Source organism: Moraxella sp. CTOTU47724 (genome assembly GCF_032014955.1).
Lineage (GTDB): Bacteria > Pseudomonadota > Gammaproteobacteria > Pseudomonadales > Moraxellaceae > Faucicola > Faucicola tetraodonis.
Window position 1 is genome coordinate 1 of the sequence record NZ_DALZSV010000041.1, and the last position, 21358, is coordinate 21358.

Sequence of the window (21358 nt, forward strand, 5' to 3'; positions counted from 1 at the left end):
CGTACTGTAGGTGCGGGTGTTGTTGCTAAAGTTAACGACTAATCGTTAGTAAGCACACAAAAGAGTCACTTCGGTGGCTCTTTTTTTATGGAAATAAATTATGACTGCAATACAGATATATAACTTAGATAAAACGAGTACACAAGATAATACTTCGCAGCAAGTACTGGCGCAGCTGGCACACATTGAATCTGGGCTATTTATCTATGATGCTTGGTCGGCTGCACAAATCAATTCACTGCTCGCGCAGCCATTTAACCATATAATTTATGCGACAGACGAGCTGAATCAGCGATTGGTCGGCTATTGTTTTTACAGCCACATATTTGAAGATAGTGAAATTTTAAGAATCGGAACTTGTCTTGATTATCAACAGCAAGGTATTGCAAGCCAATTGCTAACGGCTATGGCGCAAATGTGCCAAGCAACGGGTGCCGAGCGGGTGCTGTTAGAGGTAAGAGAAGATAATCATGCTGCCATTGCATTTTATCAAAAACATGGATTTGAACAGATTGCCGTTCGCAAAAATTACTACGATAATCATGACATGACCAAAACCCATGCATTAATTATGCAGCGCAAATTAAATACTAAATTAAACGCTAAGTAGTATTCCACATATTTAGATAATGTGCTTTTATCGCCTGTTGAAGCAGTGGTTCAACTTGCGCGGCTGTGACAGCCTCATCGAAGCGATACCACTGTTGATTGATTAATAATTCAGTGGGATAAAAACGCGATTTATACGCCATCTTATCCGAATCTGGTACCCAAAAACCTAAATACAAATAAGGTAATCCAAGACGTTTAACATAATCAATCTGGGTAAGTATCGCAAGGGTGCCTAAACTATTTATGGTTGCATCGGGATCATAGAAAGTATAGACCGCTGATATGCCGTCATCTAATTGGTCGCAAACTGCTACCATGACTAATTCATCATGAAGCCAAAACTCCATAAAAAATGACTGGGTAAAGCTATATTGTAAAAACTGTTTAAACCCTTGTAAATTGGGTGGATACATATCGCCGTCACTATGGCGAGCGCAGATATAGCGAGCATATAGCATAAAATGCGATTCATCGGCATCGTCACAAGCCGTAATTACCACATCCATCTCGTGCGATTTTTGCCATAGTTTGCGCTGGGTACGATTGGGTTCAAACTCGTTAACTACTACACGTGTAGAGATACAGCGTTGACAATGAAAGCATACAGGGCGATATAGATGTTGTCCACTACGCCGATACCCGAGCCGTGAAAACTGAGAAAAAATAGGCGTACTTAAACGTTCATCCTTTGCTAATTCAATCAGTTCTAAACGTGCGGCACGATCCGGCAAATAACTACATTGATGCAGCGGCGTCAATTGGCTGGTCAGTGCCAGACTGGTAGGAGGATGGGGTGGTTTTAACGTCATTAGTGCTTTTAAATACCCTTAACTTACCTAGGCTTGCGCAGTTGGAGATAGATAATAAGTCATCAAATCCTCATTTAACAGTTGATTAAGTGGTAATTTTTGACCGCAAATCGATGACCAATCAATACTCGGTAGCGTTAATTGTTGCGCGAGCTTATCTAAAAATTCCGCTCTGGGCAGAATGGTGGCACCTAAACGCATCAAATGTGGGTTAGGCAACTGACAGTCCACCCAAGCAAATTGGGAATGCGCACACAGCTGCATTAACACAAAAAAAGCCGCTTTAGACGCATCTGTCACTCGGTGAAACATACTTTCACCAAAAAATGCTTGTCCTAGCTTTAGCCCATAGAGACCACCAATCAGCTCATCATCATTCCAAATCTCGACACTGTAAGCGACTTGCTCGGCATGGAGCGCCGTATACGCTTCAATCATAGCGGGGCTGATCCAAGTGGCTGAGGCAGAAGCTTGGGCATAGGTGCGGGTATCAGCACAGGCAGTAATGACCTCAGTAAAGGCAAGATTGAGGGAAAACGTCCAACCTGCATTTTTGATACGCCGTTTTAGGGTTTTACTGGCGCAAAAATCGCTAGGATAAATAATACAGCGCGGGTCAGGCGACCACCAAGCGATGGGCTCGCCTTCATTAAACCACGGGAACATGCCTTGGCAATAAGCACACACTAAGGTATCAGCTGCCAAATCACCCCCTAGCGCAATCAAGCCTTCACCGTCAGGGTCTGCCGCCATCGGGTCGGGAAATTGATAACGGCAACCTAAAGGGCGTTGTAATGGGTGGTGATTTGGCAATGGCATTGTTCAAGGCATTAGCTAAACAGCAGAGGTGTTGGCTGATACCGTGGTATTGGCATTCGCTAGATTGACGATATCTAAATATTTTTCTGCATCCAACGCCGCCATACAACCCGTAGCTGCCGAGGTAATCGCTTGGCGATAGATATGATCTGCCACATCCCCACAGGCAAACACGCCTTCGACACTTGTCGCTGTCGCATTGCCATCTAGACCGCTTTTGACCACGATATAGCCATTATTCATCTCAAGCTGATCTTGGAAAATATCGGTGTTGGGTTTGTGCCCAATCGCTACGAACATACCAGGCGCGTTGATGGTTTTGGTAGACTGGTCTTGGAGATTTTCAATCACCACACCCGTCACGCCTGCGTCATCACCCACCACTTCTTTGACTTGGCTGTTCCATTCGATGGTCACATTGCCATTTTTTTGTTTTTCAAATAATTGGTCTTGCAGAATTTTTTCTGATTTTAATTTATCACGTCGATGCACTAGGGTGACGTGGCTTGCGATATTTGATAGATACAAGGCTTCTTCAACCGCCGTGTTGCCACCGCCAATCACCACCACAGGTTTGCCGCGATAGAAGAACCCATCACAGGTCGCACAGGCAGAAACGCCAAGCCCCATAAATTTTTGTTCAGAGGCGAGACCCAAGTATTGCGCTGATGCCCCTGTCGCTACAATGAGTGCGTCACACGTGTAAGTGGCGCTATTGCCCACTAAGGTGAAGGGTCGCTGAGTTAGGTTCACTTGGTTGATATGGTCATACACCAATTGGGTGCCAAAACGCTCGGCATGGGCTTGCATGCGTACCATCAAGTCAGGTCCCGTCAAGCCTTGTGGGTCGCCAGGCCAGTTATCAACTTCCGTGGTGGTAGTCAACTGCCCGCCAGTCTGCATACCTGTGATAATGACCGGTTTTAAATTGGCGCGCGCTGCATACACGGCGGCAGAATAACCCGCTGGACCTGAACCCAAAATAATAAGCTGGTGATGGATAATTTCTGACATACGTCTTTCCTAACAATCGCTGAATAATAAACTAAATAATAAAATAGGCTAATTTTTGATTCATAAGTAAGATAGGGGCTAACATCGAAAATAGCAAGTAAATGTTATTTTTATAACAGATTCATCGGGCAATCAACGCTCAAAAATGGCGTAAGCTTGTTATCAAAAAATACCCTACTATCCGGCTTTGTTGGCTCAAACTGCATTTATCATAGGGCTTGAATTGACTGATTTAACAAAGCAATTTTTCGCAAAAAAAGCTCAGCAACGCACCACTGAGATTTGATATGATAGTTGATTAAAAGGGTGATTTTAATCAACGTTTTTCCAAAATCATTATTTTTTACAATCATTATCAGTCAGTCATGGCTGAACAAAGCGTTGGCTTACGGCTTATCCAAAGCAGGTTCAAATTCAAAGGTAAATTGCGTTGTCTTATTATATTCGTCAAAGTGTGCTTACGATTATCTGGCTAATCGTGGCATTGTTGTTAGTCATGTCCCTCATCAGTTATTCTGCCAATGATCCTAGTTGGTCGCATATCAGTAGTGCGGCAAATGAAGTCAGTAATTTAGCGGGCACGGGTGGTGCATGGCTGGCTGATATTTTGTATGCGTTTTTGGGTGCGGCGAGCTGGTGGCTCATCGTCATTGCCTGTTATGAAGCTTGGAATGTATGGCGCCATGATGTAGAGCCTAATGGCTTGTTACGTTTTTTGGGTTATATCTTTTTAATCATTGCCACTGCAGGGCTGACAGGGGTGTTATCGTTTGGCTGGTTGGCGCAAGGCATGATCGGGCAAATCGTCGGCAATGGGCTTAGTAGTTTATTAACTTACTGGGGGACTTTGCTGTTTTTATTGGTGTTTATTGCGATCACCGTGACGTTTACCTTTGATTTACATTGGCATGAGATTTTATCGGGTCAAGCTATTCGCAGCCGCCTACACGCTGAAGCCGCAGATGAAGAAGAAACCAATACTGAATTCAAAGCGACTGCTCAAGAAGCAAGCCAAGCAAAACCAAACGACACCGCACAACTGCCTTTGCCACTAGCCTCCCATGACGCAGAGCAAACGGCTTATGACAGTAGTCATCTAGCGGATGATGAGGCGTTTGTCGGCAGTCCACTCGATGCGTTTTTGGATGAAACGGGTTTTAGTGAAATCAAAGATTATGAATGGCTCGAAGAAAACGATGCCACCAATCCATTTAAACCCGTCAGCTCCACCTATGTGGCAAATACCAAGCTGACCAAAAAACTGGATGAAAAACTGCAAAGTGAAATCATTAAAAAACCGTTTAAAATGCCTACCTTGAACAGACCGCATTCGATACAGGTAGCCTCGCAACTCACTCAGCCAACTCAAACAACGCAGCCTAGTGTAGATAGTGTAGATGTATCGCCAGCTATGCCAACTATGGATGAAGCCTCTATGATGTTTGCCGTAGGCACAGGGGAGCTAGCGGATAAACGAATCTCTGAGCCTATGACGGGTGTAGAGATAGCTGAACAGGACGAGACTATTGACTTGTCAGATTTGGATCATTTAGCAGGTAGCGTAGATGCTGGATATGAATTATCACAAAATCCTGTGCTAGAGCCACCATTCGAGGGCATTAAAACAGAAGGCATTGAAGCAGAAGGTGCAGAAGGCATTGAAACACCACTCACCTCAGTCGCATCGTTATTGGGTATGCGACAAGTCCCAACGCAAGCTAGGGCTAATATCTCAAATGACAGTGCCGCCGCACCGGTTGTAGCGGAATTTTCAACCCCTGCAGCAAGTCCGATGCCAACCCAAATAGCACGTCCAGTGCAAGCCGTCACCCAGATTACTGGTAACGAGATTGATACCGACCAGATAAAGTCTTCGATACCGACTCACAGCCGTTCGGTAGAATCTGAGCTACTCGACCAAATCGAACAGCCCGCAGCGACTCAGGTCAATCAGCCGCTTGATATCAATGATGATAGCCTGTTTAGTCAGAAATCGCGTGCCATGCAAACCGCAGCTTATCGTGCCAATTTAAGCCCGTTACCGGAATTATCGCTGCTTGATTTGCCTGACCCTGACCGTAAGCCAAGCTACAGCCGCGAACAGTTGCAGCAGCTATCAGCGCTGTTAGAAATCAAGCTACAAGAGTTTAATATCAAAGCAGAAGTGGTCAATGCGCAAATGGGTCCAGTGGTGACACGCTTTGAAGTGTCGCTGGCACCAGGACTTAAAGCAAGTAAGGTGACGGGCATTGCCAAAGACTTGGCTCGGTCGCTATCTATGGCATCGGTGCGTGTGGTGGAAGTCATTCCAGGTAAACCTTATATCGGTATCGAAGTGCCCAATCCGCAGCGCCAAATGGTACGACTCATCGAACTGCTGAAAACAGAAGCTTATCAAGACCCCGATGGCTTAATCAGCATGGCAATGGGCAAAGATATTGCCGGTAGACCGATTATTGCGGATTTAGCCAAAGCGCCACACATGCTAGTCGCAGGTACCACAGGTTCTGGTAAATCAGTGTTGGTGAATTCTCTGTTATTGTCAATGCTGCTCAAATACACACCAGAACAGCTGCGATTGATTTTGATTGACCCCAAACAGCTTGAGCTTGCCAACTATGGCGATATTCCGCATCTGCTCACTCCCGTAGTCACCGATATGACCGAAGCAGCCAGTGCTTTGGCATGGAGTGTGGCGGAGATGGAGCGTCGTTATCAGCTGATGTCATTATTCAAAGTGCGTAAGCTTGATGAATTCAACAAAAAAGTCATGGCAGCCGAACAAAGTGGTGAGCCGTTACTGGATCCACTTTGGCGACCCAATGACAGTGTCAGCCAAGATAGAGCGCCAAAATTAAAACCGTTACCACAAATTGTGATTGTGGCGGATGAGTTTGCCGACATGATTATGCAGGTGGGCAAACAAGCCGAGGAGTTGATTACCCGTTTGGCGCAAAAATCGCGTGCCGCAGGGATTCATTTGATTTTGGCGACCCAGCGCCCCTCAGTGGATGTGATTACTGGTTTAATTAAAGCCAATATTCCCGTCCGTGCCGCACTTCGCGTCAACTCAAAAGTCGACTCGCGTACCATTTTGGATGCCGGTGGCGCAGAGGATATGCTTGGGCATGGGGATATGCTGTTTTTAGGACCTGGTCAAATCGAGCCTAACCGTGTACATGGTGCTTTTATCAGCGATGCGGAAGTCAACCGTGTATGTGATGCATGGCGCGAGCGAGGCGCACCTAATTATATTGATAATATGTTTGATAACTTTGAGTTAAGCTCAGCGCCAAGCGGTGGTGATGCTAGTGGGTCTAGCAATGGCGAAGAAGACCCACTGTATGATGACGTGGTGGCGTTTTTGCTCGAAACCCGTAAAGTCTCTGCATCAAGTATTCAGCGCAAATTTAGTATCGGCTATAACCGCGCAGCACGTATCGTTGATGCCATGGAAGAGGCGGGCTTGGTGAGCGGCATGACCAAAAGTGGTAAACGTGAGCTATTAATGTAGAGGTTAGACAAATAAAAAAGGTGCGATTTAGGCACCTTTTTTATTTAACCTTTTGAGCGGTTATGTGTTCATTTAGTCTATGGTATTTTGCGCTGCGACTACCACAATTTCTAATTTCCATAAAGGATTAACCAATTCAGCTTTGACTGTCGCACGGGTAGGCTTTGGGCAATCGGTTAACCAATCGCTCCACATGCTATTCACCACCTCAAAATCCGCCAAATCCTTGATAAAAATCTGAGCGGTTAGCAGACGTGATTTGTCGCTATTGGCTTTGGCGAGCATGGCGTCGATATTGTCTAGCACTTCTTTGGTTTGTGTGTGGATATCGGCAGTATCAGTATTCGGCACTTGTCCTGCGAGATACACCACGTGGTTAAAAATGGTAATTTCACTTAGATAGTCATTGCTATCAAATCGTTGAATTTGTGCGGTCATGGTGTTTTCCTTGTGAACGGATAAATGTTATTGATGCATAGTCTTTACAAATATTTCTGATAGAGAATAGATATTAGGAATAACGCTGTAATGATAAGCCATCAATGCGAATATCAGGCGTTTTGCCGAGCACCAAATCGCTGATTAATTTGCCAGAGCCACACGCCATTGTCCAACCCAATGTGCCATGTCCTGTGTTCAAAAATAAATTGCGATACCGAGTCGCGCCAATGATGGGTGTGCTATCGGGGGTCATCGGACGTAGCCCTGTCCAAAAACTTGCGTTTGGTAAATCACCGCCCGCGAATAAGTCCTGCGTGACCATTTCGAGTGTGGCACGGCGCTGCGGGTTTAGACTTACATCAAAACCACTTAATTCTGCCATACCGCCTACGCGAATGCGGTTGTCAAAGCGAGTAATGGCGATTTTATAGGTTTCATCAAGCACCGTTGATTGGGGCGCTAAATCAGCATTGATAATCGGCACAGTCAGTGAGTAGCCTTTGACAGGGTACACAGGCAGATTAAGCTGTAGCGGTTGCAAAAGCGCCCGCGAATAACTGCCCAACGCCAATACATACTGGTTTGCCGTTAATAACTCACCATTTACCACCACCCCTTTAATCGCCCCAGCGTCGACTACCAGCTTTTCGATGGTTTGATTGTATAAAAATTTCACCCCTAGCGCTTTGGCTTGTTGCTCTAATGCTTGGCAAAACAAAAAGCAATCGCCTGTTTCATCATGTGGTAAATGCAATCCGCCAACCAGCTTATCAGTGGCATTTGCCAACGCGGGCTCAATCTCAGCCAATGCCTTGCTGTTGTCAATCAGCTTAAAAGGCACGCCTGAATCTTGCAACACCTTAATATCTTGCTGTACAGCCTCTAGTTGGGCAGCTTTACGAAAAACTTGTAAGGTGCCTTGTGAGCGGTTTTCGTAGTGAATGCCAGTGTCTTGACGCAACTGCTGCAGACAGTCACGGCTGTATTCTGCCACTCGTACCATACGCTCTTTGTTGATGGCATAGCGCTTGGCATTGCAGTTTTTGAGCATTTGTAGCATCCATTTTAACTGCCACAGACTACCATCTAATTTGATGGCTAAAGGGGCGTGTTGTTGGAATAACCATTTAATCGCCTTCAATGGAATACCAGGGGCTGCCCAAGGGGTAGAGTAGCCCGGGGAGATTTGCCCAGCATTGCCAAAACTGGTTTCTTGTGCGGCACCCGCTTGGCGGTCAATCACCGTGACTTCTACGCCTTGCTTGGCTAAATAATAGGCACTTGTCACCCCAATCACGCCACTACCCAGTACCAATACACGCATACTCACCCCCAAATATCTGCTTAATTATCAGTTAATTTCGCTAGTATAAGCAAAGTTTTGCAGTGAATTTTGCTGTTTTTATGCTAAAATTTTGCTGATATTATCGGTTTTATCATGCCAATCATCAAAAAACAGGGTTTTCATTTTGCTATGCGCACTTTAGACCGTACCGACCGTTTAATCCTTGAAATCTTGCAACAGCAAGCCCGAATTTCTATCAGCGAATTGGCCGCCAAAGTTAACCTATCAACCACGCCTTGCTCAGACAGGGTTAAGCGCTTGGAGCGTGAAGGTATCATCACAGGTTATCATGCGCGGTTAAATCCAAATTTGGTCAATAAAAGCTTGTTGGTATTTTTAGAGATAAAGCTATCCACCAAGTCGGGCGATGTCTTTGAGCAAGTGAGCAAAAAACTGTCAGAAATTCCAGAGATACTGGAATGTCATTTGATTTCGGGTGAGTTTGATTTTTTGGTCAAAGCGCGGCTAAAAGAGATGAGTTCTTACCGCAAGTTACTGGGCAATATCTTAAAACAATTGCCAGCGGCGGTGGAAACCCACAGTTTGATTGTGATGGAAGAGATTAAAGAAAGCTTGCATTTGGATGTGACAATGACCTAACTGTCGTGCAAGCTTTACGATATATGCTTTGTGATACATAATTTCCGATACATGCTTTGCGACAGATAAAAAAAAGACTGCCAAATCGCAGTCTTTTTGTGTTGTGCCGCCTTAGAATTTTGGAAATTAGAGCTTTGGAAGTTAGAGTTTTGGAAACTCTAGCGACCAGTGATTGACGAGTGGGTAGCGACGCTCACGCCCAAAGGCGCGGTGGGTAATCTTGGTGCCAATCGCTGCTTGACGACGTTTGTATTCATTGCGGTCTACCATGCTGAGTACTTTTTTCACCATGTCTTTATCATAACCGGCTTCTACAATCGCATCATACCCAAAGTCGCGATCGATATACAGCTCCAGCATTTTATCGAGGGTATCATAATCAGGCAGACTGTCTTGGTCTTTTTGGTCAGGGCGAAGCTCGGCAGAAGGCGGACGCGTAATCACACGCTCAGGAATCACCGGCGTTTCTTCTAGGCGGTTGCGATAGTTGGCGAGAGCATATACTTGGGTTTTATACACATCTTTTAGGACATCAAATCCGCCTGCCATATCCCCATACAATGTCGCATAGCCCACGGCCATCTCTGATTTGTTGCCAGTGGTGATAACTAGATGACCAAATTTGTTGGACAATGCCATCAAAATCATGCCACGCGCACGGGCTTGGATATTTTCTTCCGTGGTGTCGGCGGTGGTGTTGCTAAACATCGGCTCTAGCGTATGACGCATGCCTTCAACAGCGGCATGAATCGGGCACACGGTATAAGACACGTTGAGTCGGTGCGCCTGCGCTTGCGCATCTTGTAGGCTGATTTGCGAGGTGTACTCATAGGGCATCATGACCGCATAAACTTTATCTGCACCCAGTGCATCAACCGCGATACATAGCGTGAGCGCCGAGTCTATCCCGCCTGACAACCCAACCAATACGCCTTTAAAGCCAGAATGATTGACATAATCACGCAAGCCGACAACCAGCGCTTGATAAGTTTCAGCGATTTGGCTGAGTGCAAGCGGTGATTTGCGCTGTTCTGATAATATCACTTGACCGCTTTGGGCATCGTGACGAGCAACCACATACAGGGTATGCTGCAAAAATCTTGGTGCTTCTTGCACGATTTTACCTTGAGCGTTGACGACCATCGAGCCGCCATCAAACACCAAGTCATCTTGACCGCCCACGCTATTGGCATACACAATCGGGATATTGTGCTCAGTGGCACGACTTTTTAATAAAGCCTTACGTTGTTCTTGCTTATTTTGCTCAAAGGGTGAGGCATTGAGGCTGATGATGATTTCCGCACCTTTTTCTTTCAGTGCGCGAATGGGAGCGTCTTGCCATAAGTCTTCGCAGATAAGTAGTCCGATGGTCAGCCCTTGATAGTCAAACAACACTTGGTTGTGACCGGTATTAAAATAGCGGCGTTCGTCAAACACGCCATAGTTTGGCAAACATTGTTTGTGATAAAAGCCTTTTTGCTGACCATTGTGAATGATAGCCACTGAGTTAAACGTGCCATTGGGGTCAATGTGCGGATAACCCACTAGCATCACGATATCTTTGACCGTGTAGAGCAATTCAAAAGCAAGTTTCACACGTGAGGCAAGACTTGGACGTAGTAACAAATCTTCCGGCGGATAACCCAGCAGTGATAACTCAGGAAAGACAATGATATTAGCCCCCTTGTCACGGGCATCTTTAGCCAGCTCTACCATTTTTTTGGCATTATTGATGACATCGCCGACAATAAATTGCTGCTGTGCCACCGCAATTTTTAGCCCCACCATAGAATCTGCTTGGCTAGTCGGTTGGCTTGATGACTGAGAGGTTGACTGAGAAACTGATTGAGAAGCTTGCTGAGCAGGTTTTTGAGAAACTGGCTGTGGGTTTGCGGGTTGGCTTGGCGCATTGCTAGTATCAGCCGTGGGCGCATGGTTTGGCGTAGTAGCTTCGGCGGTCATTGACTCACTCGGCAGCTGCGTTGGTACGCTATCATCTGGGGTTAAATCGAGGTGTGACATGAAAAATCCTTCAGTAAAAATTTATTATGGGGTCATCCATTTAGTCATATCCGTCTAAAACGGTATGCAAGCATCATGCCGCTATTATAATTATGGGTGGCAACAGCGATGGCATTACAAGATAAAATTATTCTACATTATATCGCTTTATGATATGTTTACAATTGCAATCTTTAGACGCTACCACTGAAAAACGCTGCAACTGATAAAATTAGCTTAAACATAGCATGAATAACCCATCAATGCGCGATTTTTTGCAGTATAATCAAACCTTAAAATGCTAATTAATAGGCAGTCATAGTTCTTAATTGGCAACAATAATTCGTTCATGAGACAATGAGGTGAAGCGATGTTTACCGCAATTTTTGTGGTTTTGGTGATTATGGGGCTTAGCTGGGTTGGGATGAAATGGATGTATCCGCGACCACCGCAAGGCTACTTGCGACCGCAGCCAGGCGAGAGTACCGAGCTGCGAGCGTGTGATTTTTGCCATCATACGTTAGCAGAGTGGCGAGGGATTGTAGAAGGGGATAAGTTCTTTTGTAATCAAGAACACCAAGCGGATTTTCATGCTGGCAAACACTACCAGCGCTCTCAAAATTAGTCGAATTTTATTTTACACTACAGACGTTAGGCAAAACGCGTAACGTCTTCTAACATTTTCCCCACCAGGTCTTGCGCTTGGCTTTCGTTTTCTTGATAGCGTTGTAAGTTTTCTGATTTTTCAAACAACGTCAACGCGCACAGTACCAATAATTCTTCTTGTGGTAGCTGAGGCGCTTGGCGGCGTACGTCTTGCATAAACTGGTTAATATAGCTTGCCGCACGCTGCAACGCAGGCTCTTCCGATTCTGGGCAGTTGATGGTATAGCTACGACCATTGATCAGGATATCAACTTTTTTAATGCTTTGGGCAGATGCCATAAGATTTTCCTAACGTATTCAAATGTTTTAAACATCACTAAGGCTGGCTTAAATAGGAGCGGGGTTAGTTTTCGCTGTCAATTTTTGCCAAGCGCTCTAACACAAGCTTGGTATGCTCTGCCGCAACGCGATTTTTTTCAATCAGCTTTTGATTTTGTGTGGTAAAAATCTGTAATTGGTTTTGGGTTTGTTCGTATTCGGTACTTAGCATGTTGTGAGATTCGGCAAGTGACTGATAGCGTTGCTCGAGTGCTTGATACTCTTCGGCTTGTCTGGCAAGTTGTTGTTCTAAATTTTGCTGCAGTTGTTTGCTGGCATCGAGCTCAGCTTGTACCGCCTGCAGTTGATCTGCAGTAATGGTTGGCTGTGCTTTAATACGGGTTAACTCGCTACTGGCGAATTGATATTTGTCGCGAAGCTTAGTCAATGCGGTTTGTAGCTGGGTCAGTTGGTCAATTAGGGTGCTCATGATATGATGTCTAGTCAGTAATCGAGTGAATAATCAAGTAAATCATCAAGAGCGACGTGATGGGCGCTCGTTGACATGAATAGCAAAAGGTTTTTTTGGTATAACTATAGCGTGAAGGCTTAAAATTTGAGTGATACTTATATTATTTTACCACTTTAATAATGCCATAGTTGACCGCATTAAGGCTAGTATTATCTCAGTGTTGATATAATTTTTTGTGAAAAAAGGGTAAAGCGATGGATGATTATATTTCGGGTTGGCAGGATTGGACACAAGCATTTGAGGATTGGCATGACGTTACAATTAGTGAGTTACATGGGCTAATCTCAGGGGTGCTCAGTGTGTGTGATGCGCCAACCGAGCAAGAGTGGCAACTGCTACTGACTGAGCTGAGCTTTACCGAGCTTGAGCCAAAAGCGTTAGAGATAGTGACCGAAGAGGGCGAGGATATGGTGGCGGTGTTAACCGATGATGCCGATAGCTACCAGTTTATGCCGTTGTTGCCCGATGATGACCATCCACTGTATGAGCGCTTGATGGCACTTAAGAACTGGGCAAATGGCTTTTTGACAGGCTTTGGCGTCACCGATAGTGCGCTACGCCCGGAAGAAAATAGCCTATTTAATGACTTGGCAAAAATCGGCGCGCTGCGGATTGATGCGTATGATGAGGCGCTGCAAGGCACAGACAATGCTGAAGGCGAAGTTGAATATATGGAGTTACTTGAGTTTGTGCGTATGATTCCTGTGAGTGTGTCACAAGGGCGCGTGCGTAAATCAGTCGCCAAGTTGCCGCTCATCGCAGGATTTGCGCTAAATCGCCCTGTGGGCAAAGCCCAAGAGATTGATGAGGAGCATTTGGATTTTATTGAGCAGCTACGTGATGATGAACTCGATTGGGAAGCAGAAAAAGATACCAATGATGATTTCGTTACCCATATGGTCATTGATGCCATGACCGGTAAAAAGCCGAATTGACGCTAATACCCTATTTCCACTAGATTTACCCTGATAGGGTGTTTTAATGGTTTAAAATTTGAGAAAAATGGAACGACTATGGGCTATCCATCCAACGCCGTAGACTGGTTAACAAAGCTGATTGGTTTTAACACTGTCAGTCGCTACTCCAATTTGCAATTGATTGAGTATGTGGCGGGCTATTGTGAGCAGTTGGGGTTGTCGCCACGTTTGACTTTTAATGCTGATAATACCAAAGTCAACCTCTTTGTGACTGTACCTGCGATGGGTAAGGGTGATACCGTAATGACAGGGGGTTTTGTGTTTTCGGGGCATACCGATGTGGTGCCCGTTGATGGGCAGGCATGGGATACTGATCCGTTTGTGGCGACCATTGTGGAAGATAAGCTATACGGGCGTGGGGCTTGTGATATGAAAGGCTTTATTGCTTGCGCCTTAACCCTGTTGCCCACTGTGGTGCAAGCAAGCCGCGATAGAATTCTCAACAAACCGATTCATCTGGCACTGTCGTATGATGAAGAAGTGGGTTGTTTGGGTGCGCCATTACTGCTTGCGGATTTAAAAGCCCAAGGGATTAAGCCCGACTACTGTATCGTCGGTGAGCCGACCATGATGAAAATGGTCACCGCGCATAAAGGCATTCAAGTGTATCGCTGCCGCGTGCATGGTAAATCGGTGCATTCATCGCTGACCCCGCAAGGCGTCAATGCCATCAGCTATGCTAGCAAAATTATCAATTTTATTGATACACTTGCCGAACAATTGCAACAACGTAACGACCAAGACATGGCGTTTGATGTACCGTTTTCGACCTTGTCAGTGGGCACTATTACCGGCGGTACGGCAACCAATATCGTGCCCAACCTGTGCGAATTCACCTTTGATTATCGCAATTTGCCGCATATGAATGAAAGCCAAGTGATTGAGCCGATTCGCGCCTTTATCAAAACCCTCGAGCCTAAGATGCACGCCATTGACAGCGACACGGGCATTGAGCTAACTCGCAATGAAAATGTCCCTGCGATGACCGATAAAGATAGTCACGCCTTGCAACAGCTCATTGAAAATTTGGTGGATGAACAGCAGCGCCATAAAGTGGCGTATGCCACCGAAGGCGGGCAGTTTACCAATGCAGGCATTCCGACGGTGATTTGCGGACCTGGCGATATTGGCAATGCCCATAAAGCCAATGAATTTGTCAGTCTAAACCAATTAGCAAAATGCGAAAGCTTCTTACAGCAAATTCTTCAACAATGCTGTGACAGCCATTAAAAATTTTTGGAAATATCATGTCAAATCAATTAACCATACAGTTGTTGCCCAAGCTTCCCCAAAGCCAATTTGCCAAACGCCGTGCCAAACTTGCTGAAGCCTTGCCAAACAATAGCATTGCGATTTTGCAAACGGCACCCGCTCATATCCGCAACAACGATGCTGAGTACAAATACCGCGCCGACAGCAGTTTTTTCTACCTGACGGGCTTTGCCGAGCCAGAATCCGTCATGGTGTTGGAAAAAACTGACCATGCCGTTAACTACACGTTATTTTTACGTGAAAAAGACAAACTACGTGAGATTTGGGATGGTAAGCGCGTAGGGCTTGAAGGTGCAACTGCAGATTTTGGCGTGGATAAAGCGATTGCCATTGGCAAAATTGATGAGGTGATGCCAAATCTGATTTTTGGTAAAAAACACGTGTTTGCCCGCTTTAATAATGAGCTGATTGACTGGCTTAATCAAGCCAAGCAACTGCAGCGCGGGGAAGGTATGGTCGATACCATCACCAATATTGACAGCCTTATCAATGAAATGCGGCTGATAAAAGATGAGTCTGAAATTGCACGCATGAAAGTCGCCGCCCAAATCAGTGCTTACGGGCATATTCGCGCCATGCAAAGTGTGGCACCCATGATGCAGAAAAATCAAGGCAATGAAAGCAGACTGGAAGCTGAAGTCAACTATGCTTTTGCCCAATATGGCTGCGTACCCTCTTATAATAGTATTGTGGCGGGCGGGGACAATGCCAATATTTTGCACTATGTCGAAAACGACCAACCGCTGCACGACGGCGACTTGGTGATGATAGATGCAGGCGCTGAATACCAACATTATGCCGGTGATATTAGCCGTACTTTTCCTGTGAGTGGCAAGTTCAGCGACGTGCAAAAACAGGTGTATGACATTGTGCTAAATGCCAATATCGCCGCCATCAACAGCCTAAAAGCAGGCGAGCATGGCAAAATCCATCATGAAACTGCGCTTAGAGTACTGACCCAAGGCTTGATTGAGTTGGGGATTTTGACAGGCGACGTCGATCAGTTGATTGCTGATAAAGCCTACTTGCCGTTTTATATGCATGGCACAGGGCATTGGCTTGGCCTAGATGTGCACGATGCAGGGCGCTATACTGGCGACGACGGTAAACCCAGAAAGCTTGAAAAAGGCATGGTGATTACCGTAGAGCCAGGCTTGTATTTTGCGCATGACAACGCATTGGTGCCCAAGAAATATCGGGGTATTGGGATTCGGATTGAGGATGATGTAGTCATTACTGAAGGTGAGCCGCTGGTTCTCACCCGTGATGTGCCAAAAACAACGGACGCGATTGAAGCATTAATGCAGCAAAAAGTTGATTCATAGATAGATTGATAGAGGCACATCTCTATATAGAGAAAAAGAAAAAAATGAAAAAAAGAAAAGCCCAAAACAGTTGGGCTTTTTTAAGCTCAATCGTTTATCGGCATTTTAGGCATCCGCTGATGGATGTGCCAAATGTTCGATTTTATCTTCGGGCAAGTTTGTCAATAAATGGATGCGCTGAGAGAGTTGGCGTAATACTTGGCTAAAGGCGGCTTTTTCCACCTCACTATAGGCTGATACACTGTCAGTGTCATTGATATGCCAATGTGCAGTCAGTGGGAATTTGCCATCAATGTCGGCATGTTGCTGTAAAGAATTGCACAGCCCAATTACTAAATCAATCTTTGGCGCGTTGTCTTGTAAAAACTGATTGACGGATTTGGGTGCTAAGCTTTCGATATCATAACCTTCTTGTTTTAATACCTCAAGCGTGAATGGATGCGCGCTAGGGGAGGGCTCAACACCTGCGCTATAGGCTACAAAACGGTCACCACCAATTTTATTCAAAATGGCTTCTGCCATTAGGCTACGGCTAGCATTGTGCTTGCACAAGAACAACACGTTATAAGGCTGCGTCATCAATAAGTCCCTTGTCATCATTCTGCGAACGGTCAGCACGTTTGGGCGTGCAATTTTTGAAAATGAAATTTTACCTTTAATGGCAAAAAATTGCTATCAAAATCCCCACAATTGTGCAAGTTTAAACCATTGACATTAACCGCTAAGTTTTGCCAGCAATTCGCCATCAAATAGGTGAAAAAATTATTGATTCCAAAAAGTAATATTTAGTATAAAAATAATTTGCGTTTAATGAATTTTAAAAATAACTATTATAAATATCTGATTTTATTATATTTTATATAACTGCAAAAAAATAATGACTTGCTTGTATAACTTTTGGTTGGGTTTTGTGAAAAGAAAGTTTGACATTAACTATTGATTCATGAAAAATCTACATACTGCAAGATTCTCGTTGCAATTTTTTCATTTATTTACATTCAATTAGGGAGGGATTATGAGCACTAATCACAAGTCGTCTCATTCCCAGTGGAGCTCAAAGATTGGGTTTTTAATGGCTGCCGTGGGTTCTGCGGTCGGTCTCGGTAGTATTTGGAAGTTTCCTTACATGACAGGCGATAGCGGTGGCTCGGCATTTGTTATCGTGTTTATTATCAGTATCGCGCTTATTGGTTTTCCAGTGTTGGTCACTGAATGGCTGATTGGTCGCCGTGGTCAAAGTAACCCAGCAGCAAGTTTTCGCAAAGCGGCGGTAGCCAATAACACCTCACCTGCTTGGAGTCTGCTTGGCTACTTTGGTATTTTAGCTGCTTTTATGATTTTGTCATTTTATAGTGTGATTGGCGGTTGGTCGCTTAATTACACCTTAAAAGCCGGTATCAATGCATTTGGTGGTCTCAATGCCGACGCCACTGGCAAAATTTTTGAGACGATGTTGGCAAATCCAACCGAAATGACGTTGTGGCACACGGCGTTTATGGGATTGACGGCGCTAATTGTGGCTGGCGGTGTATCAGCAGGTATTGAGAAAGCATCAAAAATCATGATGCCTGCGTTGGCTTTTATCCTATTATTTATCGTGGGATATAACGCGATTAATATGGATTTTGCCAAAGGCGCCGAGTTTTTGTTTAAGTTTGACTTGCAGCGTATGCAGGAAGTTGGTGTGGGTAAAGTGCTGATGGCGGCACTGGGACATGCGTTCTTCTGTCTGTCACTGGGTATGGCGATCATGGTGAGTTATGGTTCATACTTAAAAGAAGATGTGGATTTATTGGCAACCGCGCGCACGGTGATTATTTGGGATATTATCTTTTCACTGGCGGCAGGTCTTGCGATTTTCCCAATTTTATTTAGCAATCATCTTGATCCAGCGGCAGGTCCCGGTTTGGTGTTTGTGACCTTGCCAATCGCTTTTGGTCAAATGAGTCTAGGTGTGGTAGTAGGTACTTTATTCTTCTTGTTATTGACCTTTGCGGCATTGACGTCGTCTATTTCAATTCTTGAACCCATTGTCGAATTCTTGGAAGAAAAAACCCCAATGAGCCGTAAAATCTGTACGCTAGTGGGGGCAGTGGCAACGTGGGCAGTCGGTGTACTTGCGTTATTATCATTTAATAAATTGTCTGATTTTGCGGTATTTACTATCCACAAAAACGGTAAAGACATCCCACAAGGTATCTTTGACGCGCTCGATTATACTTCTAGTAAAATCATGCTACCTTTGATTGGTTTGGGTACCATTATCCTCATTGGCTGGTTTATCAACCAAGAATCGGTAAAACGTGAATTGGGGCTAGATGGCATGAAATGGACTATTTGGCAAATTGTGGTAAAATTTGTCGCACCGATTGGTATCATTGCTGTATTTTTAACGGAGTTACTGGGTTAATCCCAATGGCTTTATCTCAATAGCTTTATGTAATTAATTGCTCATAATAAAAAACCCCGAATCGTCGGGGTTTTTTTCTTTCACTGAAACATTAATCGGTGCCATATTCTTGACGTTTTGTGGCAAAAAAGCGCTCAAGTCGATCCATCGCTTCATGCAAATCTGATGCATTGGGCAAAAATACCACGCGAAAATGGTCAGGCGCATGCCAGTTAAAGCCCGTACCTTGTACCATCAAGACTTTTTCTTGCAGTAACAATTCCATCATAAACTGCATATCATCTTCGATTGGATAAATCTCACGGTCAATTTTTGGGAAACAATAAAACGCCCCTTGTGGCATGGTACATGAGATACCTTTAATGGCGTTTAGGCGCTCGATAGCGATGTTGCGCTGCTGATACAGGCGACCGGTTGGTGCGGTCAAGGCTTGCATACTTTGATAGCCACCCATCGCCGTTTGAATCGCGTATTGTGAAGGGACATTGGCACACAGCCGCATCGATGATAGCATGGTTAACCCTTCAATAAAATCAGCCGCATGGTGTTTTTTACCCGATAACATCATCCAGCCTGAACGAAAACCTGCGATACGGTGCGACTTTGACAACCCATTATAGGAGATAACCAAGCAGTTTTTGGCAAGGGTGCACAACGGTACATGCACGGCATCATCATACAGCACGCGGTCATAAATTTCATCCGCCATCAGCACAAGCCCGTGTTTTTCTGCCAGTGCCACGATTTTTTTTAAATTTTCGGTAGAGTAAAGCGCGCCTGTTGGGTTGTTTGGGTTGATGACCACAATGCCTTTGGTGCGCTCATTGATTTTGCTTTCGATATCGGCAATATCTGGCTGCCAGTTGTCTGCTTCATTACACAAATAATGAACCGCTTTACCCCCTGCCAAATTCGTCGCCGCTGTCCAAAGCGGGTAGTCAGGCATAGGAATCAGCACTTCATCGCCATCATCCAGTAACGCTTGCATGGTCATCACAATCAGTTCAGAAACGCCGTTGCCCAAATACACATCGGCAACGTCTACCGCTTCTAACAATCCTTTGGCTTGATAATACTGCAAAATCGCTTTACGCGCGGCAAAAATCCCTTGAGAGTCTGAATAGCCAATCGCATTGGGCAAATTCATCGCCACATCTGATAAAATCTCTTGCGGCGCTTCAAACCCAAATGGGGCAGGGTTGCCGACATTGAGTTTGATAATTTTATGACCTTGTGTCTCCATGCGGTTGGCAGTTTGTAGCAAAGGACCGCGAATGTCATAGCACACGTTTTGCAGTTTGTTGGATTTGTTCAAAGTTTTCATGGTAGATACATCACTACTAGGTTTGGGATTGGGTTTGGGATGGTTGGGTTGAAAATTGGTAGCAGCGGGCGTCGCCGGTTGAGCCGTTTGACCCTGCCACGAGTTCGCTTGATTGGCATCGCTTAATGCTTGTGCTACAGTAGTATCATTGAGCGTATGCGCTGCGAACGCTTGGGTGTTGACACTGACGTTATGACTATGACTTTCCAGCCCAGTACCTGATAGCAAATAGCTTTCGCTGCACCCTAACAGACTGGCAAGCACAGGCAGTTTATTGGACACGATGCCATTTGAGCCGCGCTCCCAATTAGAAATCGCGGCACGGCTAACTTTAGCACCAGCTTGGGTCATTAAATCGGCAAGTTCAGCAGTGGTCAAACCTTTGCTTTTACGCAGCTGCGTCAAGCGTTGTCCAGCCGATAGTTTAGCGTCAGTGAGCATAGCGGGGGAATTCCGGTTGAATATCAATGAATTTTATCAATATTTTGTCAGAAATACTGACAAAGTTAAAGCGTAAATATTGGCGGATAACTGCCAATAGATAAATTACGCTTGTCAAACTGATAATGCAAGAAAAACTTACAATTTTTTAACTAACAACTTTTTAACTAACAACAGGAGATTTGCTATGGAAGATTTTTACCAATTATCCGCGACCGATATTCGAGGTCAGCTATTTGATTTTGACACCCTTAGAGGTAAAGTCGTATTGATTGTGAATACCGCGAGCAAATGCGGCTTTACCCCGCAGTTTGATGGCTTAGAAAAGTTATACCAAGCTTACAAAGACCAAGGATTGGTGGTGTTGGGTTTTCCCTGCAACCAATTTGGTCAGCAAGATCCTGGCAGTGAAGCGCAAATTAGTGAGTTTTGCCAAATCAATTATGGCGTGACCTTTCCGATGATGGCAAAAGTTGACGTCAATGGTAAAGATACCCATCCTGTTTATCAGTTTTTAAAATCACAGCCACAGGGCAAGGGTATGTTGGGTGACGCCATCAAATGGAACTTTACCAAGTTTTTAGTTGATGCACACGGCAGAGTCGTAGATCGTTTTGCACCGACCAAAGCTCCCCAAGACCTTGAGACGGATATCAAAGCACTACTGGCACAACAGTGAGAAAAGGCGGGAGAGAAAAAAATAAAAAGGATTTAATTGGGGGAATTAAATCCTTTGGGTGACAAGCGATAGAGACATTGTTATTATTGTTATCTTATTATTTTTATTGTTAGCTATGACCTTGCTGGCCATGTAGGTATGATAGGGTTTTTATGTGACAACCACATGACATGCTCAGCAAAATTTTTTTAAAAATTTTAATATTTGCCAAAAAAAATCATTGACAGCAAAAATAAATTCTCTATAATACCCACCACAGACGATGGGTCGTTAGCTCAGTTGGTAGAGCGTCTGCCTTACACGCAGAATGTCGGCGGTT

19 protein-coding genes and 1 pseudogene are annotated in these 21358 nt (G+C 44.8%); 9 read left to right on the top strand and 11 right to left on the bottom strand.

What is annotated here, in order from left to right; all coding sequences use genetic code 11:
• Window positions 1–100: 100 nt before the first annotated feature.
• Window positions 101–610: a ribosomal protein S18-alanine N-acetyltransferase gene (gene rimI / locus RTR63_RS08590; protein WP_312523724.1), complete on the top strand. Its 510-nt coding sequence runs from the start codon at window positions 101–103 to the stop codon at window positions 608–610.
• Here the strand turns inward: rimI and RTR63_RS08595 are convergent.
• Genes RTR63_RS08595 through trxB form a run of 3 tightly spaced genes read right to left on the bottom strand, consistent with a single transcriptional unit; the run spans window position 603 to window position 3254 of the window.
• Window positions 603–1421 (bottom strand): arginyltransferase, encoded by an 819-nt coding sequence (locus RTR63_RS08595; RefSeq protein ID WP_138018817.1) that lies wholly within the window; start codon window positions 1419–1421, stop codon window positions 603–605. The two genes, rimI and RTR63_RS08595, sit on opposite strands and share 8 nt — an antisense overlap.
• A 27-nt stretch (window positions 1422–1448) precedes the next feature.
• Window positions 1449–2240, bottom strand: a complete 792-nt coding sequence (gene aat / locus RTR63_RS08600) for a leucyl/phenylalanyl-tRNA--protein transferase (protein ID WP_312523726.1) — start codon at window positions 2238–2240, stop codon at window positions 1449–1451.
• Between the two features lie 15 nt (window positions 2241–2255).
• A complete protein-coding gene (gene trxB / locus RTR63_RS08605) occupies window positions 2256–3254 on the bottom strand; it encodes a thioredoxin-disulfide reductase (RefSeq protein ID WP_312523728.1) in 999 nt (332 codons plus the stop codon).
• 430 nt (window positions 3255–3684) lie between these two features.
• Between trxB and RTR63_RS08610 the strand changes: the two genes are divergently transcribed.
• Entirely contained in the window at window positions 3685–6768 is a 3084-nt protein-coding gene (locus tag RTR63_RS08610; RefSeq protein WP_312523729.1) for a DNA translocase FtsK, read from the top strand.
• 72 nt (window positions 6769–6840) lie between these two features.
• Here RTR63_RS08610 and RTR63_RS08615 read toward each other — a convergent pair whose 3' ends face one another.
• The gene (locus RTR63_RS08615) at window positions 6841–7206 is read right to left on the bottom strand and encodes a RidA family protein (RefSeq protein ID WP_312523731.1); all 366 of its coding nucleotides are present in this window, start codon (window positions 7204–7206) and stop codon (window positions 6841–6843) included.
• Between the two features lie 73 nt (window positions 7207–7279).
• On the bottom strand, window positions 7280–8533 hold the full coding sequence (locus RTR63_RS08620) for a D-amino acid dehydrogenase (protein ID WP_312523733.1): 1254 nt from the start codon (window positions 8531–8533) through the stop codon (window positions 7280–7282).
• 150 nt (window positions 8534–8683) lie between these two features.
• Between RTR63_RS08620 and RTR63_RS08625 the strand changes: the two genes are divergently transcribed.
• Complete coding sequence (locus RTR63_RS08625; RefSeq protein ID WP_076775290.1) at window positions 8684–9154, top strand: winged helix-turn-helix transcriptional regulator; 471 nt, start codon at window positions 8684–8686, stop codon at window positions 9152–9154.
• Between the two features lie 141 nt (window positions 9155–9295).
• On the opposite strand, the gene RTR63_RS08630 is transcribed toward RTR63_RS08625, so the two are convergent.
• Window positions 9296–10942, bottom strand: a complete 1647-nt coding sequence (locus RTR63_RS08630; RefSeq protein ID WP_312523753.1) for an NAD+ synthase — start codon at window positions 10940–10942, stop codon at window positions 9296–9298.
• Window positions 10943–11525: 583 nt separating this feature from the next.
• Between RTR63_RS08630 and RTR63_RS08635 the strand changes: the two genes are divergently transcribed.
• Window positions 11526–11780, top strand: a complete 255-nt coding sequence (locus RTR63_RS08635; RefSeq protein WP_312523735.1) for a hypothetical protein — start codon at window positions 11526–11528, stop codon at window positions 11778–11780.
• A 26-nt stretch (window positions 11781–11806) separates the two neighbouring features.
• Here RTR63_RS08635 and RTR63_RS08640 read toward each other — a convergent pair whose 3' ends face one another.
• Entirely contained in the window at window positions 11807–12100 is a 294-nt protein-coding gene (locus RTR63_RS08640) for a cell division protein ZapA (protein WP_312523736.1), read from the bottom strand.
• A gap of 64 nt (window positions 12101–12164) precedes the next feature.
• Window positions 12165–12569: a hypothetical protein gene (locus RTR63_RS08645; protein ID WP_312523738.1), complete on the bottom strand. Its 405-nt coding sequence runs from the start codon at window positions 12567–12569 to the stop codon at window positions 12165–12167.
• A 236-nt stretch (window positions 12570–12805) separates the two neighbouring features.
• Here RTR63_RS08645 and RTR63_RS08650 point away from each other — a divergent pair, with 236 nt between their 5' ends.
• The 3 genes from RTR63_RS08650 to RTR63_RS08660 all read left to right on the top strand — a co-directional run bounded on the left by RTR63_RS08650 (window position 12806) and on the right by RTR63_RS08660 (window position 16185).
• Complete coding sequence (locus RTR63_RS08650; protein WP_312523740.1) at window positions 12806–13546, top strand: UPF0149 family protein; 741 nt, start codon at window positions 12806–12808, stop codon at window positions 13544–13546.
• 78 nt (window positions 13547–13624) lie between these two features.
• Window positions 13625–14818 carry an acetylornithine deacetylase gene (gene argE, locus RTR63_RS08655; protein WP_312523742.1) on the top strand — a complete coding sequence of 398 codons (1194 nt, stop codon included), beginning with the start codon at window positions 13625–13627 and terminating at the stop codon, window positions 14816–14818.
• 17 nt (window positions 14819–14835) lie between these two features.
• Window positions 14836–16185, top strand: a complete 1350-nt coding sequence (locus tag RTR63_RS08660) for an aminopeptidase P N-terminal domain-containing protein (RefSeq protein ID WP_312523744.1) — start codon at window positions 14836–14838, stop codon at window positions 16183–16185.
• A gap of 105 nt (window positions 16186–16290) precedes the next feature.
• Here RTR63_RS08660 and RTR63_RS08665 read toward each other — a convergent pair whose 3' ends face one another.
• On the bottom strand, window positions 16291–16764 hold the full coding sequence (locus tag RTR63_RS08665) for an arsenate reductase ArsC (RefSeq protein WP_312523746.1): 474 nt from the start codon (window positions 16762–16764) through the stop codon (window positions 16291–16293).
• 436 nt (window positions 16765–17200) lie between these two features.
• Between RTR63_RS08665 and RTR63_RS08670 the strand changes: the two genes are divergently transcribed.
• Window positions 17201–18595 (top strand): sodium-dependent transporter, encoded by a 1395-nt coding sequence (locus tag RTR63_RS08670; protein ID WP_007115949.1) that lies wholly within the window; start codon window positions 17201–17203, stop codon window positions 18593–18595.
• A 91-nt stretch (window positions 18596–18686) separates the two neighbouring features.
• On the opposite strand, the gene RTR63_RS08675 is transcribed toward RTR63_RS08670, so the two are convergent.
• Complete coding sequence (locus RTR63_RS08675) at window positions 18687–19919, bottom strand: pyridoxal phosphate-dependent aminotransferase (RefSeq protein WP_257621675.1); 1233 nt, start codon at window positions 19917–19919, stop codon at window positions 18687–18689.
• 285 nt (window positions 19920–20204) lie between these two features.
• Window positions 20205–20360: pseudogene (locus RTR63_RS11830) on the bottom strand (helix-turn-helix domain-containing protein); the annotation flags it as partial.
• A 187-nt stretch (window positions 20361–20547) separates the two neighbouring features.
• Here RTR63_RS11830 and RTR63_RS08680 point away from each other — a divergent pair.
• Window positions 20548–21039 carry a glutathione peroxidase gene (locus RTR63_RS08680; protein ID WP_312523750.1) on the top strand — a complete coding sequence of 164 codons (492 nt, stop codon included), beginning with the start codon at window positions 20548–20550 and terminating at the stop codon, window positions 21037–21039.
• The last annotated feature ends 319 nt before the right edge of the window (window positions 21040–21358 follow it).

Coding starts and splice junctions, on each gene's coding strand:
- trxB (WP_312523728.1), bottom strand. CDS start 3,254: ATGTCAGAAATTATCCATCACCAGCTTATTATTTTGGGTTCAGGTCCA.
- RTR63_RS08650 (WP_312523740.1), top strand. CDS start 12,806: ATGGATGATTATATTTCGGGTTGGCAGGATTGGACACAAGCATTTGAG.
- aat (WP_312523726.1), bottom strand. CDS start 2,240: ATGCCATTGCCAAATCACCACCCATTACAACGCCCTTTAGGTTGCCGT.
- RTR63_RS08665 (WP_312523746.1), bottom strand. CDS start 16,764: ATGACGCAGCCTTATAACGTGTTGTTCTTGTGCAAGCACAATGCTAGC.
- RTR63_RS08640 (WP_312523736.1), bottom strand. CDS start 12,100: ATGGCATCTGCCCAAAGCATTAAAAAAGTTGATATCCTGATCAATGGT.
- argE (WP_312523742.1), top strand. CDS start 13,625: ATGGGCTATCCATCCAACGCCGTAGACTGGTTAACAAAGCTGATTGGT.
- RTR63_RS08680 (WP_312523750.1), top strand. CDS start 20,548: ATGGAAGATTTTTACCAATTATCCGCGACCGATATTCGAGGTCAGCTA.
- RTR63_RS08660 (WP_312523744.1), top strand. CDS start 14,836: ATGTCAAATCAATTAACCATACAGTTGTTGCCCAAGCTTCCCCAAAGC.
- RTR63_RS08620 (WP_312523733.1), bottom strand. CDS start 8,533: ATGCGTGTATTGGTACTGGGTAGTGGCGTGATTGGGGTGACAAGTGCC.
- RTR63_RS08615 (WP_312523731.1), bottom strand. CDS start 7,206: ATGACCGCACAAATTCAACGATTTGATAGCAATGACTATCTAAGTGAA.
- RTR63_RS08670 (WP_007115949.1), top strand. CDS start 17,201: ATGAGCACTAATCACAAGTCGTCTCATTCCCAGTGGAGCTCAAAGATT.
- RTR63_RS08595 (WP_138018817.1), bottom strand. CDS start 1,421: ATGACGTTAAAACCACCCCATCCTCCTACCAGTCTGGCACTGACCAGC.
- RTR63_RS08675 (WP_257621675.1), bottom strand. CDS start 19,919: ATGAAAACTTTGAACAAATCCAACAAACTGCAAAACGTGTGCTATGAC.
- RTR63_RS08635 (WP_312523735.1), top strand. CDS start 11,526: ATGTTTACCGCAATTTTTGTGGTTTTGGTGATTATGGGGCTTAGCTGG.
- RTR63_RS08645 (WP_312523738.1), bottom strand. CDS start 12,569: ATGAGCACCCTAATTGACCAACTGACCCAGCTACAAACCGCATTGACT.
- RTR63_RS08625 (WP_076775290.1), top strand. CDS start 8,684: ATGCGCACTTTAGACCGTACCGACCGTTTAATCCTTGAAATCTTGCAA.
- rimI (WP_312523724.1), top strand. CDS start 101: ATGACTGCAATACAGATATATAACTTAGATAAAACGAGTACACAAGAT.
- RTR63_RS08630 (WP_312523753.1), bottom strand. CDS start 10,942: ATGGTGGGGCTAAAAATTGCGGTGGCACAGCAGCAATTTATTGTCGGC.